At 63.9% G+C, this 14,772-nt stretch carries 10 protein-coding genes and 3 pseudogenes; 10 read left to right on the forward strand and 3 right to left on the reverse strand.

All coding sequences use genetic code 11. From position 1 onward, the window contains the following. Positions 1-95: 95 nt before the first annotated feature. A complete protein-coding gene (locus tag C7W88_RS08100) occupies positions 96-1,712 on the reverse strand; it encodes a glycosyltransferase family 39 protein (RefSeq protein WP_118073160.1) in 1,617 nt (538 codons plus the stop codon). A gap of 230 nt (positions 1,713-1,942) precedes the next feature. Next, positions 1,943-2,652: pseudogene (locus C7W88_RS08105) on the reverse strand (SDR family NAD(P)-dependent oxidoreductase). Between the two features lie 163 nt (positions 2,653-2,815). Here C7W88_RS08105 and C7W88_RS08110 point away from each other — a divergent pair. From C7W88_RS08110 to C7W88_RS08120, 3 genes and pseudogenes are all read left to right on the forward strand, one after another. Beyond that, positions 2,816-4,026 (forward strand): annotated as a pseudogene (locus C7W88_RS08110) (toxic anion resistance protein). Between the two features lie 7 nt (positions 4,027-4,033). Then, on the forward strand, positions 4,034-4,789 hold the full coding sequence (locus tag C7W88_RS08115) for a hypothetical protein (RefSeq protein WP_118073161.1): 756 nt from the start codon (positions 4,034-4,036) through the stop codon (positions 4,787-4,789). Continuing rightward, positions 4,789-5,082: a polyhydroxyalkanoic acid system family protein gene (locus tag C7W88_RS08120; RefSeq protein WP_118073162.1), complete on the forward strand. Its 294-nt coding sequence runs from the start codon at positions 4,789-4,791 to the stop codon at positions 5,080-5,082. Before C7W88_RS08115 ends, C7W88_RS08120 begins: the two co-directional genes overlap by 1 nt. 39 nt (positions 5,083-5,121) lie before the next feature. On the opposite strand, the gene acs is transcribed toward C7W88_RS08120, so the two are convergent. Further along, positions 5,122-7,071 (reverse strand): acetate--CoA ligase, encoded by a 1,950-nt coding sequence (gene acs / locus C7W88_RS08125; protein ID WP_118073163.1) that lies wholly within the window; start codon positions 7,069-7,071, stop codon positions 5,122-5,124. Between the two features lie 174 nt (positions 7,072-7,245). On the opposite strand from acs, the gene C7W88_RS08130 reads away from it, so the two are divergent. The 7 genes and pseudogenes from C7W88_RS08130 (at position 7,246) to C7W88_RS08160 (ending at position 14,759) form a co-directional block, all read left to right on the forward strand. After that, a complete protein-coding gene (locus C7W88_RS08130) occupies positions 7,246-7,593 on the forward strand; it encodes a DOPA 4,5-dioxygenase family protein (RefSeq protein WP_118073164.1) in 348 nt (115 codons plus the stop codon). A gap of 223 nt (positions 7,594-7,816) precedes the next feature. After that, positions 7,817-8,539: a response regulator transcription factor gene (locus C7W88_RS08135; RefSeq protein ID WP_039331775.1), complete on the forward strand. Its 723-nt coding sequence runs from the start codon at positions 7,817-7,819 to the stop codon at positions 8,537-8,539. Then, complete coding sequence (locus C7W88_RS08140) at positions 8,539-9,846, forward strand: ATP-binding protein (RefSeq protein ID WP_162895958.1); 1,308 nt, start codon at positions 8,539-8,541, stop codon at positions 9,844-9,846. Before C7W88_RS08135 ends, C7W88_RS08140 begins: the two co-directional genes overlap by 1 nt. Before the next feature lie 117 nt (positions 9,847-9,963). Next, complete coding sequence (locus C7W88_RS08145) at positions 9,964-10,659, forward strand: carbonic anhydrase (RefSeq protein ID WP_118073166.1); 696 nt, start codon at positions 9,964-9,966, stop codon at positions 10,657-10,659. Further along, positions 10,656-12,184, forward strand: a pseudogene (locus C7W88_RS08150) (SulP family inorganic anion transporter). Before C7W88_RS08145 ends, C7W88_RS08150 begins: the two are co-directional and overlap by 4 nt. A gap of 247 nt (positions 12,185-12,431) precedes the next feature. After that, positions 12,432-13,274 (forward strand): TorF family putative porin, encoded by an 843-nt coding sequence (locus C7W88_RS08155; RefSeq protein ID WP_118073168.1) that lies wholly within the window; start codon positions 12,432-12,434, stop codon positions 13,272-13,274. A gap of 249 nt (positions 13,275-13,523) precedes the next feature. Next, entirely contained in the window at positions 13,524-14,759 is a 1,236-nt protein-coding gene (locus tag C7W88_RS08160; protein WP_118073169.1) for a serine hydrolase, read from the forward strand. The last annotated feature ends 13 nt before the right edge of the window (positions 14,760-14,772 follow it).

The raw sequence follows: 14,772 nt of genomic DNA on the forward strand, positions 1-14,772 counted from the left end.
GGCGTCGCCCCAACCACTCCTCATTATTACTTAGGTTTGCCAAAAGCGCGGCCATTCGCGTCCATTTTGGAGAAGAAGCGAAAAGTTACCTTCATTTAGAAGCTAATAATTCTGACCACCGGGCCGCTTCTTGGCGCATTTTCTTGCGGGCGAAGCACGATCCGCTCCTGTCCCTTTTGCAATAGCGTCTGGTACATTCGCATTTCGTCGCGGAAGCGATCGCTCTCGGCTGCGTAGCGATCATACTGTGCGATGATCGCATAATCGGCTGCGCAGGAGCCGGCGCGTTCAGGCGCAAGTGTGCCGTAATCGACGATGGCGCGTGATCCCCGCGCGGACTCGATCGTGGCATAGTCGATCTTGCCCGCCAGCATGGCTTTGGCATCGACGCAGCCTGCATCGCCCATCGGAAACAGGATGCGCCATGGTGCACCCTGCAGGTCAAAGGCGAACTGTTCGATAAGCACCGTGGAGCCGGGCGGAATGTTGGCCAGCGCCCAGGCAGAGGCAGCCTGGCGCGTGTCCTGCGCCCGCGCCGCAGTTCGATCGAGCGAGGCTGCGGCCAAGGGAAGGGCAACCCCTGCGAGAACGGCGGCAGGAGCGAGCCTTTGGGCCCAGGATCCACGCGCGGCTGCCCGGTTTGTGATCCAGCTTGTGGCTGCACCGATGGCAATCGCCATGAGCGGCAGCAACGGCAAGGCCCAGCGGTCCCACACCAGACGTTGCGCTGCCAATACCACGATGAAGCCCAGCAGCACCGGCAGCAGCACTCTTGCCGCCAGCCCGAGGCGCGCGATCAGCCACAGGCCCCAGATTGCGAGCAGCAATCCCGCCAGGCCAAGACCTGTCAGGACCGGACCCTGCCCATACCACGCTAGGTTCTGCCAGGGAGGGCCACCGGTTGCGCCAAGGTGATGCGCCTGCGCCTCGCCCTGCAGGTTGCGCCAAAGCGTTTCGTGATCCAGCACAAGGTAGGGGGAAATCAGCAGCAGCAGTGCGATGGTCAGCGCGCCGAACACCGCTAGACTGGCGAGGCTCTCGCGCATGGTAGCCTCATCTTTCCTCCAGCGATCGAGCAGCACCGCGACCATCGCCAGGGCGCCCAGCGCAAACGGCCATTTGGTGGCGATGGCCAGCGCCAGCCAGACCGTGGCCCACACGAAGCGGCTTTTCGAGGCCTCGCGGGCAAAGCGTGCAGTGGCAATCAGGCAGGCAAGCAGAAAGCTTGTCGCCATGATGTCAGACCTGATGACTTGCGCCCAGGTCACCGCCAGAGGGCTGACCGCAAGGACGAGGCCCGCACCCAGCGCTGCCTTGCCATCGAGAAGCTCGGAAGCGAGGCGCATGGTCAGCCAGGCGCTGAGCACTCCGAACCCGGCCATGGCGATGCGTCCCGGCAAGATGATCAAGGTCGGATCGGCAAAGACCGCGTCGGCAAAGGCCGCGGGCGATGCGAAATGACCGGTGACGTAGCCCGCACCGAACACGAGCACGTCGACCAGCGCGAGAACATACATCGTGGTTGTGGCAGGATGGCCGAACCATCCGGGATTGAGCGTGCCGGTGCGCAGCATGCGGATGGCGCCCATCTCGAACATCAGTTCGTCGGCATCGTTGAGCGCGGGCAGACCAAAATCGATGTGCTGAAGGCGCAAGGCTGCGGCCAGAACCAGAACTGCCATCATGGCCAACTTCATCCTGATCCCGGTCATTCGCAGGTCTGATCAGCCATATGCGATGCCGCAGGCGTTGAGTCCGGGTGCGGCATGGTATCAATAGGTCCTTGTCTGTGCTCGCCCTCCTGCCGGCGTCACCTGAGAATAGGGTGCGGCGGGAAGTTACGGCGAACTTCAAGGCACCCTATAGCCTGAAGTCGCAATAGTCCGCGTCGGCCCGCTCCATTTTGGATTCACTTTCGATATGTTGATGTGCGGATCGACCGTCAGAACGAGATCTCCGCACCGTCCCAAGCCATCAATTTGCCGGATTGCGCCGGTGTCAGGCCGTCAATCACGTCGAGCAAGTGTCCGGCCGAGCGTTCGGCGGTAAACAGCTTTTCCGATGGCACGCCGCGCTGGAAGGGCTGTGAGAGGGGGTATCGACCGTGCCCGGATGCAGCGTGACGGCCACGGCCTGCGGGTGGGTGCGGGCAAGTTCGATGGCGAGAGTCTTCACCAGCATGTTCAGCGCCGCTTTCGAGGCGCGGTAGGAGTGCCAGCCGCCAAGGCGGTTGTCGCTGATCGAGCCGACGCGGGCTGATATGGCGGCGAAAACGGCAGGCCGGTCCCTCGGCAGCAGAGGCAGGGTGTGGCGGGCGATCAGGGCAGGGCCGATGGTATTGATCGCGTAGAGCTCCGCCATCGCACCGGCATCCAGCGCGCGCCATGACTTTTCGGGGCCTTCGCCAGTTGCGCGAACCAGACGGCCGGTCGCCACGATCACAAGGTCGAGCGGGGCGCCGATCGCTGCGCAGGCCTGGGCGATGGAGCTTTCATCGAGCAGGTCGAAGCGGTGGGGCACGATCTTGCCATCGGCGCCGCCGCCGCTGCGCGACAGGGCATGGACTTCGGCCACGTCTTCACGCGCGGCAAGAAGAGCGGTCAGGGCGGCGCCGATGCCGCCACTCGCACCGAATACGGCACATCGTTTCATCATGGTCATCATGCCGTTGATGGAGCTGTGGCAACGCTCCGTCGATATGGCCCAAGGCATGGCGCTGTGTTGCGAGTATAAGACAGCTTGCGCCCGGCCGCGCGACATACCATGTTGCCAAGATAGCATGTTGAACGCGTTCAATTCCGAAAGTCCCAGCACGATGGCTTCCACACCGACCGAAACCGCCACGATGTCCCCGATCAGCCTGACCCCGCCCGATCCGGTGCCGGTGGTTGCGCCCGCCCAGGCGGCAGGGCTGGTGCCGGTATCGGACGAGAACCGGTCCAAGCTTGAGGCCAAGGTCGATGCGTTCGTGGCCGACTTGATCTCGGTCGATGCGCAGAGCCCGGAATTCGGCAAGAAGGTCGACCAGTTGACCAACATGGGCCGCAAGGAGATTGCGCAGGCGGCGGGCATGTCAAACCGGTTTCTCGACCGGCCGATCCGCGCGATGGACAAGGACAGCGGCGTCGGCGCCGATCTGGCCGCGCTGCGCCGCACGATCGAGGACCTCGATCCCGGCCGGCAGGGCAACCTGTCCTCGGGCCGCAAGTTTTTGGGCATCATCCCCTTCGGCAACAGCCTGAAGAAGTATTTCGATGGCTACACCTCGGCGCAGGGGCACATCAAGGCCATCCTCGAACGCCTCGCCTCGGGCAAGGACGAGTTGCTCATGGACAATGCCGGAATCGACGTCGAGCGCCAGAAGCTGTGGGAAGCGATGGGCAATCTGGAGCAGATGATCCACATCTCCAAGACGCTCGACGCCAAGCTGGAGGAGGCCGCTGCCGATCTCGACCACACCGAGCCGGCCAAGGCCAAGGCGATCCGCGAATCTGCGCTGTTCTACACCCGCCAGCGCACGCAGGACCTGCTGACGCAGATGGCGGTGACGGTGCAGGGCTATCTCGCGCTCGATCTGGTCAAGAAGAACAACGTCGAACTGGTCAAGGGCGTGGACCGCGCCAGCACGACCACAGTGGCGGCACTGCGCACGGCGGTGACCGTGGCGCAGGCGATGACCAATCAGCGGCTGGTGCTGCAGCAGATCACCGCGCTCAACACCACGACCGCGAACATGATCGACAGTACCGGCAAGCTGCTGCGCGAACAGACCGGCAAGATCCACGAGATGGCCGCGTCGAGCACGATCCCGCTGGAGACGCTGCAGCGCGCCTTCCAGAACATCTACGACACGATGGACACGATCGACACCTTCAAGCTCAAGGCTCTCGATGCGATGAAGCAGACGGTGACCACGCTGTCGGGGAGGTCGAGAAGTCGAAGGGGTACATCGCGCGGGCGGAAGGCGCAGCGCAGGCCAAGCTGGCAGGCCCCGAAACCTCGCCGCTGCTGACGCTGGAGGGCTGAGCAGCGCATGGCCAATTCCTCGGCTCATGACAGCGACCGTATCCTTGCCGAAGCGCGCTCCTCGCTGGTGCGACAGCAGGCGGGCGGGCGGCGCAGCATCGGCAAACGCTCAGCCGAACTGAAGCGACAGCATTTCGGCAAGAAGGCCGCACGCATGGCGATGTCGGTCGGCGTACTGCTGGTGGGCGCGATGGTTGCGGGGATGATCCTCGACGGCATCGGCATTCTCGGCGTGATGGTGCTGGGCCTGGCGATCGTCGCTGCGCTGGCATTCTTCGCGAAGTATCCGAAGATGAAGGTGCCTGATCTGTCGGCGCTCAACACCGGCGATGTGCGAACGATGGTCGGGCGGACCGAACTGTGGCTCGAGGCCCAGCGTCCGGCGCTGCCTGCGCCGGCGGTGCAGCTCGTCGACCAGATCGGCGTGCAGCTCGATGGCCTTGGTGTTCAACTCGAAGGCATCGATCCGGCCGAACCTGCCGCCGTCGAGGTGCGCAAGCTGGTGGGCGAGCATCTGCCGGGCATGGTCGAAAGCTGGCGCAAGATTCCGCCCCATTTGCGGCGCGAAGAGCGCGGCGGGCGAAATGCCGATCAGCAGCTTGCCGATGGTCTTGGCAAGATATCCAAGGAAATCGACGAGATCACCCGGCAGCTGGCGGCGGGAGATCTCGATGCGCTCGCCGTGCGCGGGCGCTATCTGGACTATCGCTACGGTGAAGGTCTAGAGGCGGCGCCCCAGCTCGAAGCCCCGAAGGTCAACTGATGCGCATCGCCATTCCCCATTCGCTCGACCGTGACGAAGCGCGCCGGCGGTTGCGCGAGAAGGCGGCGCAGGCAGCGGCCAAGGCTGACGGCATGGCGACGGTGACGACTGCATTCTCGGACGACGACCATATGGTGATGACGGTCAGCGCGATGGGCTACACGCTCGATTGCGGGGTGGAACTGGCGGAAAAGGAGCTGGTGGTCGAGGTCGACATCCCCGCCAGCCTCGGTTTCGCCAAGCGCATGATCGAAGGCGTGATCCGCGAGAAGAGCGGCAAGCTGCTGACTTGAAGCCGAGGGCGCAGCCATCAAGGCCGCGCCCCTTTTCAATCAGGCCTTTTCGAGTTGCGGGCGGTTGGCGACGAGGTTTTCGACCACGCTGGGATCGGCCAGCGTCGACGTGTCGCCAAGGTTCGACATGTCATTCTCGCCGATCTTGCGCAGGATGCGGCGCATGATCTTGCCCGAGCGGGTCTTGGGCAGGCCCGGGGCGAACTGGATCACGTCGGGCGTGGCGATCGGGCCGATCTCGTGGCGGACCCACTGGATCAGCTCCTTGCGCAGGGCCTCGTCCGGCTCGACCTCGGCATTGCAGGTGACGAAGGCATAGATGCCTTGGCCCTTGATGTCGTGCGGCATGCCGACGACGGCAGCTTCGGCAACCTTGGCGTGGGCGACCAGCGCGCTTTCGATCTCGGCCGTGCCCATGCGGTGGCCCGAGACGTTGATCACGTCATCGATGCGGCCGGTGATCCAGTAGTAGCCATCCTCGTCGCGGCGGCAGCCGTCGCCGGTGAAATAGAGGCCCTTGAACGTGCTGAAATAGGTCTGGAAGAAGCGTTCGTGATCGCCCCAGACCGTGCGCATCTGGCCCGGCCAGCTATCGGTGATGACAAGGCAGCCGTCGGTCGCGCCTTCAAGGAAATTGCCATCGTTGTCGACCAACGCCGGCTTCACGCCGAAGAACGGACGGCTGGCCGAGCCGGGCTTGAGCGGCGTGGCGCCGGGCAGGGGCGTGATCATCGCCGCGCCGGTTTCGGTCTGCCACCACGTGTCGACGATCGGGCAGCGGCTGTCGCCCACGACCTTGTGATACCATTCCCACGCCTCGGGATTGATCGGCTCGCCCACCGAGCCCAACAGGCGCAGCGATTGGCGGCTGGTCTGCTTCACCCATTCATCGCCTTCGCGCATCAGGGCGCGCAGGGCGGTGGGGGCGCCGTAGAAGATCTCGACCTGGAACTTGTCGACCACCTGCCAGAAGCGGCTGGGATCGGGGAAGTTGGGCACGCCTTCGAACATCACCGTGGTCGCGCCATTGGCGAGCGGTCCGTAGACGACATAGGAGTGGCCGGTGACCCAGCCGATATCCGCTGCACACCAGTAGATCTGGCCGGGCCGGTAATCGAACACGTACTGGTGGGTCATCGAGGCCCAGACCGAGTAGCCGCCAGTGGTGTGCAGCACGCCCTTGGGCTTGCCCGTGGAGCCGGACGTGTAGAGGATGAACAGCGGATCTTCCGCGTTCATTTCCTCAGGCGTGCAGTCGGCACTTTGCGCGGCAACGCCCGTGGCCCAGTCAACGTCGCGGCCCTCGACCATCGGCACGTCGGCACCGGTGTGGCGCAGCACGATCACGCTGTCGACGCCGGGGCACTGCTTGAGCGCTTCGTCGACGTTGGCCTTGAGCGGGACCTTCTTGCCGCCGCGCAGGCCTTCGTCGGCGGTGAGAACGATGCGGCTGTCGCAGTCGATGATGCGGCCGGCAAGAGCGTCGGGGCTGAAACCGGCAAAGACGATCGAGTGGATCGCGCCGATACGGGCGCAGGCGAGCATGGCGACGGCGGCTTCAGGCACCATCGGCAGGTAGATCGTGACGCGCTCGCCGCGCTTGACACCTTGCGCCTTGAGCAGGTTGGCAAAGCGGCAGACCTGTTCGTGCAGTTGGCGGTAGGTGATCTCGCGGTGGGGCGTGGTCGGGCTGTCCGGCTCCCACAGGATGGCAATCTGGTCGCCGCGCGCTTCCAGATGGCGGTCAAGGCAGTTGGCCGAGAGGTTGAGCGTGCCGTCCTCGAACCAGCGGATGCCGAAATCGGCCTCATGATATGATGTATTCTTCACCTTGGTGAAGGGCTTGATCCAGTCGAGCCGCTTGCCGTGTTCCGCCCAGAAGGCTTCGGGATCTTCGACCGACTGGCGGTACATCTCGAAGTAGCCCGCTTCATCGACAAGGGCGTTCTCGGCCCATTCTGCAGGGACCGGATAGACTGCTTCGCCCATGTTCAAACCCTCCTCGAAACTTTCTCTTGCCCGCGTGTGTAACCTGTGTCGGCCGCTGGGGCTTTTGGACAATAGTCGTAGATATCCGCCGACTCCGCCGAAGCGGCAAGCCGCTCCGTAAGCCCTTGGCAGCACGATGTTGCGATTGGCAAGCGCTTGACGCAATAGCAGCAAATGCAAACCTTTGCCGACTACCACGCGCACGTCTATTTCAATCCTGCAGAGGCGGATGAAGCCGGCGGGCTGTGCATGAGAATGCGCGACGAGCTTGGCGTTGCGATGGGGCGCGTGCACGCCCGCCCGGTTGGGCCGCATCCGCGTGGGTCGTGCCAGATGACGATCCCGGCAGAGCGAATCGGTGCTGCCATCCCCTGGATGATGGAAAATCGCGGACATTTCACGATCTTCTGCCACGGCAACAGCGGCAATGACCTGGACGATCACACCCGCCATGTCATGTGGTTGGGCGATAGCGAGGCCCTGAACCTTGCTCAATTCGGACCAATTCAGTCAAAAATGTAAATCAGCAACATTTTGTCGCATTGCCGCCCGTCGCGCGCAAAACGTTGCCTTCAGCTAGAGAACATGTCGATCTGCGGGGGCGAACGGATCGGGCAGGCGCAAACAGAGTGCCAAACCGCCGCTTTTCCCCAGCAAACGTCACCATAGTGCCTGTTCTTCAACCTTGGCACCACGGGCGTCGCTGCTATCGTGCACCGTGTTGCTGCAACCGCGCCGGAGCTTTATGCAATCTCCATCAATCGTACTTGTGGAAGACGACGGGCCGCTGCGGACGCTGACCGCGCGTGCCTTGCGGGAAAACGGCTACAATGTCCGCACTGCTGCCACTGGCGCAGAAATGTGGGTGGCACTGGAAAGCGAGCCGGCCGATCTGGTCGTGCTCGACATCATGTTGCCGGGAACGAGCGGGATCGAGCTGTTCCGCCGCCTGCGCAAGCAAAGCGACGTGCCGATCATCTTCGTCTCGGCTCGCGGCAGCGAGGAGGATCGCGTCCTCGGGCTTGAACTCGGCGCGGACGACTATCTGCCCAAGCCATTCAGCACGCGCGAACTGGTGGCCCGGATCGGCGCGGTGTTGCGTCGCGGGGCCAACGCCGTCACCGATACCGCTGGCGATACGGGCAGCCGCAGCGGCGACATCCATTTTGACGGCTGGTCCGTGTCGATGGCCCGGCGCGAACTGCATTCGCCCAGCGGCGCGATGGTGGACCTGACGGGGGCTGAATTCGATCTGCTGGCCACTTTCATCGGCCAGCCCCAGCGCGTGCTCGGGCGTGAGCGCCTCATCGAACTTTCGCGCACCCGCTTGGGCGACAGTTCGGATCGCAGCGTCGACGTGCTGGTCAGCAGGTTGCGCCGCAAGCTTTCCGCGGCTGGAGGCAATGCTCCGATCGTAACGGTTCGCGGCGTGGGCTACATGTTCAAGGCCGAAGTGCAGCGCGCCTGATGCTGTCGCGCCGCTTTGGCCTGCCCGAGCGGCTTCTGGCGATCCTGCTGCTTGTCGCGTTGGTCGATTTTGCGGCCAATACCCTGCTGTTCGATCGTGCCAGCCAGTTCGCGTTGCGCGAAGACGACGCCGCGCGCGTTGCCGAGAATCTGATCATCGCCACCCGCGCGATCGAGCGCGCGCCGGTCGGCGAACGCAGGCAGGTTGCCAAGGACCTCAGCTCGGCGCGGTTCGCGCTTGATTGGCAGCCGTCCGGCAATCGTCTGGGCGGGTCGATCCAGCTGTCGCGCCTGCGCCAACAGATCATAGAAGACGCCCCCGAACTTGGCCGGGCCGACCTGCAACTGCATCTCAAGCCGGTGGCCGTTGCCGGCAACATTACTGGATCGCTCACCCTGCCTGACCGCAGTATCGTGCAGTTCCAGACTTACGCCAGCGATGCCTGGACGCTCAATGCCGGGCGCATCCTCACGCTGATGATGCCGACCCTTGCGCTGGTCCTGCTTGCCTGGGTGCTGTTCCGGGCAACACTGGCGCCGCTGCGGACCCTAGTCCGGGCGTCGAAGACCGTCGGTTCGGGACCGCCGCAACTGCTGTCCGAACAGGGCACCGCCGAAGTGCGCGACCTCATCCATGCCTTCAACGAGATGCAGCAGCGCGTCTATGAATCCATGACCAACCGCACGCAGTCCATGCTGGCGATCGGGCATGATCTGCGCACCCCGCTCTCGCGCATGCAACTGCGCGTTGAAAGCCTCGATCTCGACGAGGAAACGCGCGAGGGCATGAGCGCTGACCTCGGCGAGATGCGGCACATGCTTGAATCGCTGCAGGCCTTCGTCGAATCCGGCGGGAGCCGCCTGCCAGCCGAACGCATCGATGTGGCGGTGATGGCGCAGACGCTGGTGGATACCGCCGCCGACAATGGCGCCGATGCCACCTTCCACGGCCTCGAAAGCCTCGAGATCATGGCGCGCCCCGTCTCGGTGCGCCGTGCTCTTTCCAATCTGATCGAGAATGCGCTGCATTACGCGGGCAGCGTGCGGGTTACCGTGCAGCGCGTCGACGGCGCGGCCGAGCTCCAGTTCGACGACGATGGCCCCGGTATCCCGGCCGAGCGCATCGACGATGTTCTGCAGCCATTCGTCCGGCTGGACACTGCGCGCGCCCGCGATACGCCGGGCATGGGCCTTGGCCTCGCCATCGTGCGGCGGGCAATCCAGCTGGATAATGGCACCTTGCTACTGCGCAATCGGCCCACTGGGGGCCTCCGCGTCACGGTCCGTTTCCCGTTGGCGACGAATTGAAGGGTTGCGAAACAGTTCGTTACACACCCGCGCTCATGCGGAAAGATGCGGCACATACTTTGACTAGTTTCCGGGCGACCTCAGTCGGTTGTCGAGTCTAGTGAAAGGTCCAGCACCGTGAACGAGCTTATCGGCCGCGTCTTCAGCTTCGAAAAGACCATCTTCCCCGACAGCCGCGAACTGTTCGGCAAGCTCGTCAGCGAGGGGCAGTCACCCAAGGCGCTGATGATTTCGTGCGCGGATTCCCGCATCGTTCCCGAGCAGATCATGCAGGCCCAGCCCGGCGAGCTCTTCGTCTGCCGCAATGCCGGAAACATGGTTCCGCCCTACGCCACCATGAACGGCGGCGTGACCTCGACCGTGGAATACGCCGTCATGGCGCTGGGCGTGCGGGACATCATCGTTTGCGGCCATTCAGATTGTGGCGCGATGAAGGCGCTCTCCGCACCGACGCTGCCTGAAGGCATGCCGAACGTGGTCGCCTGGCTGCGCCATGGCGCGGCGGCGGAAAGCGTGGTCTCCAGCTGCTCGCCCCACCTCGGCACTGACGAGCGCGTCCGCGCGGTCAGCCTGCAGAATGTGATTGTTCAGCTTGACCACCTCCGCACGCATCCTTCGGTGGCGACAGCCATCGCAAAGGGTGAAATGTCGCTGCATGGCTGGTTCGTCGACATCAGCGCCGGCATGGTGCTTGGTCTCGACGGCGAGACCGGCGAGTTCGTGCCGCTGCGCGAAGACAAGCCGCTGCCAGTGGCGCTTCCAGCCCGCTCGCGCCGCGTCCTCGACGCCTGGATCGCCGAGGCCGCAGAATGACAGCCGCGACTGCCGACGGCGCCGGTGGCGGGATTTCCCGCTACTTCGTCCGCGATTTCACCGCGTCTATCGTGGTGTTCCTTGTTGCCATGCCCTTGTGCATGGGCATCGCCATTGCGTCGGGCGTGCCGCCTGAGAAGGGACTTGTTACCGGGATCATCGGCGGGATCGTCGTTGGCCTGCTCGCCGGTTCGCCGCTGCAGGTAAGCGGTCCGGCCGCCGGCCTTGCGGTAATCGTCTTCGAGTTCGTCCGTGATAACGGCCTATCCGCTCTCGGACCAGTGCTGGTGCTGGCCGGTGCCCTGCAACTCCTTGCGGGCGTGGCCAAGCTGGGCGGCGTGTTCCGCGCAATCTCGCCTGCAGTGGTCCACGGCATGTTGGCCGGGATCGGCGCCCTGATCGTCATCGGGCAGTTCCATATCCTGTTCGATGCCAAGCCGCTCTCCAACGGTATCGACAATCTTGCCATGATGCCCGCGCGCGTGCTCGGGCTGACGCCGTTCGATCTGCGGTCGACCGAGCTTGCGCTCATGCTCGGCCTGCTCACCATCGGCACGATGCTGGCGTGGGAAAAGCTCAAGCCGGCAAGGCTTGGACTCGTGCCGGGCGCGCTGCTTGGCGTGCTGGCGGCGACGGGCGTGGCCTGGGGCTTCGGGCTCGACGTGGCGCGCATTGCCGTTCCGGATTCGATCGGCGCTGCCTTTGCGCTGCCCGGCGGTGATTTCCTCACCCCGTTGACCAACGGCTCACTGATCGTTTCAGCCATTGCCATCGCCTTCATCGCCAGCGCCGAAACTCTGCTTTCGGCCGCAGCGGTTGACCGCATGCATGATGGCGTGCGGACCGACTACAACAAGGAGCTGCGGGCGCAGGGCGTCGGCAACCTGCTGTGCGGCGTGGTCAACGCACTGCCGATGACAGGCGTGATCGTGCGCAGCTCGGCCAACGTGCAGGCGGGCGCGATGACTCGCACGTCTGCGGTGCTGCACGGGGTGTGGATTCTCGGCTTCGTGGCCCTGCTGCCGTTCATCCTGCGCGAAGTTCCTATGGCGGCGCTGGGCGGGGTTCTGGTGGTCACCGGATGGAAGCTGGTCAGTCTCAAGCAGGTTCGTCGCCTGTTCGAGGTGCATGGCTTCATGCCCGCGTTGATCTGGGTCGCGACCTTTACGCTCGTGGTGACGACCGACTTGCTCACCGGTGTGCTGGTGGGTCTGGCCCTGTCTGCGCTAGAGCTTGTTCCGCACCTGCGAAACCTGCGCTTCCGTGTCGGCGAGCAGACCGTGGGCGAAACCGTGCGCCTTGAACTGGAAGGTGCGGCCACGTTCCTGGGGCTGACGCGCCTGACCAACGCTCTCGAGCAGGTCCCGGTCGCCAAGCCCGTTCACGTCGACCTCGACCGTGTCCATGCGATGGACCACACCACGGCCGAGATGCTGACGGAGTGGCTGGCACGGCGCAAGCAGCGGGGGATGCGGTGACCGTCTCTGGCCCCGCGCCCCTGCTGAAGACGCTGGCACACGCCTGAAACCCCGCTCGATTCAGAGCGTTGGCATCAAGACGCGCGCGACGGCCCACCCCCTCTTGTTGCGCGCCAGATGGCAAGAGTCGGCAGAAATTGCCGGCTCTTGCCATTTGACGGAAGAATCTATCTTGCAGTGCAGCAAAACGGCGTGTATTACTTTTGGCTCTGCAGTGACGTCGCTCCGTCTTTGAGAAGCGCTCGCACGGCAGACGCAGGTGGAACGTGATAACCTATCCAGGGAGCGTTCCGTATGAAGACCCGTCTCGCCGCAGCCGTGGCACCTGTCGCCCTCGCACTTTTTGCGACTCCGGCTTTCGCGCAGGAAGAAACCCCCGCCATCACCGTTTCGGGCAGCGCAGCTCTCGTTTCGGACTACCGCTTCCGCGGCGTTTCGATGACCGACAAGGAAATGGCAGTTCAAGCCGGCGTCACCGTCGCGCATGAAAGCGGCTTCTATGTCGGCACCTGGGGTTCGAACCTCGCCGGCTGGGGCACCTTCGCCGGTTCAAACATGGAACTCGACATCATCGGCGGCTACAAGACCGAGATCAGCGGCGTGACGGTCGATGTCGGCCTGACCTGGTACATGTATCCGGGCGGCCTCGACAACACCGACTTCGCCGAGCCTTATGTCAAGGTGTCGAGCGCCGTCGGTCCCGCCAACGTCCTCGTCGGCGTGGCTTATGCTCCCAAGCAGGAAGCGCTTGGCCAGTGGTACAACTCGGGCGCTTCGGCGGCCACCGGCGTCTACGACAATCCCGGTGCCAAGGCTGACAACGTCTATGTCTGGACCGACCTTTCGGCCGGCATCCCCGACACCGGCCTGACGGTCAAGGGCCACATCGGCTACACCAACGGTGGCAACAAGGGCCTTGGCCCTCAAGGCACCTCGGTTTCGCCGACCGGTGACTATGTCGACTGGCTGGTCGGTGCCGATTACACCCTCGGCAACGTCACGCTCGGCGTGGCCTATGTCGATACCGACCTTAACCCGACCGACTTCAACTACCTGACGCCGAACTTCTCCTCGACCAAGGATGGTTCGTCGATCGCCGGTTCGCGCGTGGTCGTTTCGGCTACTGTCGCCTTCTGATCGGGGCGGCTCCTGGCCGCTACCTGACGATAATTGACGAAAGCCCTTCTCTCCGATGCGGAGGGGAGGGCTTTCTCTTTACGGCGCGGGCCGCACTCCCAGCAGTGCTTACCATTCCGTCCGACCCTGCCGGTGGGCGTGAAAATTGTTATGGCATATACCAAATGGTTCATGCGCCGGGTTCACGCGCGGCCTAGCCATATCCCGAGGATGACCGGTGCGAGTCGTCCACCAGGGAGACAGTTCACGATGACTCTTGCCATTCGTCTGACCGCAGCCGCGCTGTCCGGGTTGCTGGCACTGCCGATGCCGGTTCAGGCCCAGCAACAATTGCCCGCGCAACTGCAATCCGGCCCTGCTTCGGACGTGCCGGTGGCAACGCAGGTGATGCGCTGGCGCATGAACGACGCCGATGTGAACAGCTTTGCCTTCCGCAACATGGATCAGTTGTTCACCACGCGCACGGTCGCGCATTCCGGGTCACCGTGGGCCTTGCCCAAGGTCGAGCGCCCGATGGATTTCACTTACGAATTCGGCGGCAAGACCTGGACCGCCGAGCAGGCGCTCGAGCGCACTTACACCAACGCTCTCCTGATCATGAAGGACGGGCGGATCGTCACCGAAATCTATCGCAACGGCTCGAACGAGCGCACGCGCTTCATGGGCTGGTCGATGACCAAGTCGCTGACCTCGACCCTTGTCGGCGCGGCGCTTGCCGATGGGCTGATCGGCTCGCTGGATGATCAGATCGTGCGCTACCTGCCCGAACTGAAAGGCAGCGGCTACGATGGTGTGACCATCCGCCAGATCCTGCAGATGCGCTCCGGCGTCGACTACGAGGAGCGCTACGACTTCGCCAATCCCGGCATCGCGGCGAGCAACCATATCAACGCGCTCGTCAAGAACGTTGCCCGCTTTGCCGATGTCGCCCGTACCATCAAGCGCAAGTCGGAGCCCGGTGAAGTCTTCGCCTACAAGACCATCGACACCGCCGTGCTCGGCTGGTTGATCGAACGGGTCAGCGGTGGTTCGGTGGCGGCCTTCACCGCGCGCAAGCTGTGGGAGCCGCTCGGCACCGAGGCCGATGGCTTCTACATCATGGATGGCCAGCCCGGCACAGGACGCGAATTCAGCGGCGCAGGCTTCAACGCCACGCTGCGCGATTGGGCGCGCTTTGGCCAGATGATGCTGAATGGCGGGATGGCCAACGGCAAGCGCGTTGTCAGAGAGGAGTGGGTCAAGGTGGCCCAAGCTCCGGCTGGGCCCGAGGACGGACCGGAAGGCGGTTATGGATACCAGTGGTGGACCATGGCCAATTCGCCCGCCTATTCGGCAATCGGACTGCAGGGGCAGTACGTCTACGTAGATCCCGCCAGCCGGACCGTGGTGGTCAAGCTGAGCTACTTCCCGCCCATGGAAGGCAGCGTCGGACAGGAAACCATGGCCTTCCTTGCCGCCGCCTCTGCATGGAAGCCGGCACCGTAAGCAATAACAAGAG

The sequence above is a fragment of the Novosphingobium sp. THN1 genome (assembly GCF_003454795.1).
Lineage (GTDB): Bacteria > Pseudomonadota > Alphaproteobacteria > Sphingomonadales > Sphingomonadaceae > Novosphingobium.

Coding starts and splice junctions, on each gene's coding strand:
- C7W88_RS08135 (WP_039331775.1), top strand. CDS start 7,817: ATGCAATCTCCATCAATCGTACTTGTGGAAGACGACGGGCCGCTGCGG.
- C7W88_RS08120 (WP_118073162.1), top strand. CDS start 4,789: ATGCGCATCGCCATTCCCCATTCGCTCGACCGTGACGAAGCGCGCCGG.
- C7W88_RS08115 (WP_118073161.1), top strand. CDS start 4,034: ATGGCCAATTCCTCGGCTCATGACAGCGACCGTATCCTTGCCGAAGCG.
- C7W88_RS08160 (WP_118073169.1), top strand. CDS start 13,524: ATGACTCTTGCCATTCGTCTGACCGCAGCCGCGCTGTCCGGGTTGCTG.
- C7W88_RS08100 (WP_118073160.1), bottom strand. CDS start 1,712: ATGACCGGGATCAGGATGAAGTTGGCCATGATGGCAGTTCTGGTTCTG.
- acs (WP_118073163.1), bottom strand. CDS start 7,071: ATGGGCGAAGCAGTCTATCCGGTCCCTGCAGAATGGGCCGAGAACGCC.
- C7W88_RS08155 (WP_118073168.1), top strand. CDS start 12,432: ATGAAGACCCGTCTCGCCGCAGCCGTGGCACCTGTCGCCCTCGCACTT.
- C7W88_RS08140 (WP_162895958.1), top strand. CDS start 8,539: ATGCTGTCGCGCCGCTTTGGCCTGCCCGAGCGGCTTCTGGCGATCCTG.
- C7W88_RS08130 (WP_118073164.1), top strand. CDS start 7,246: ATGCAAACCTTTGCCGACTACCACGCGCACGTCTATTTCAATCCTGCA.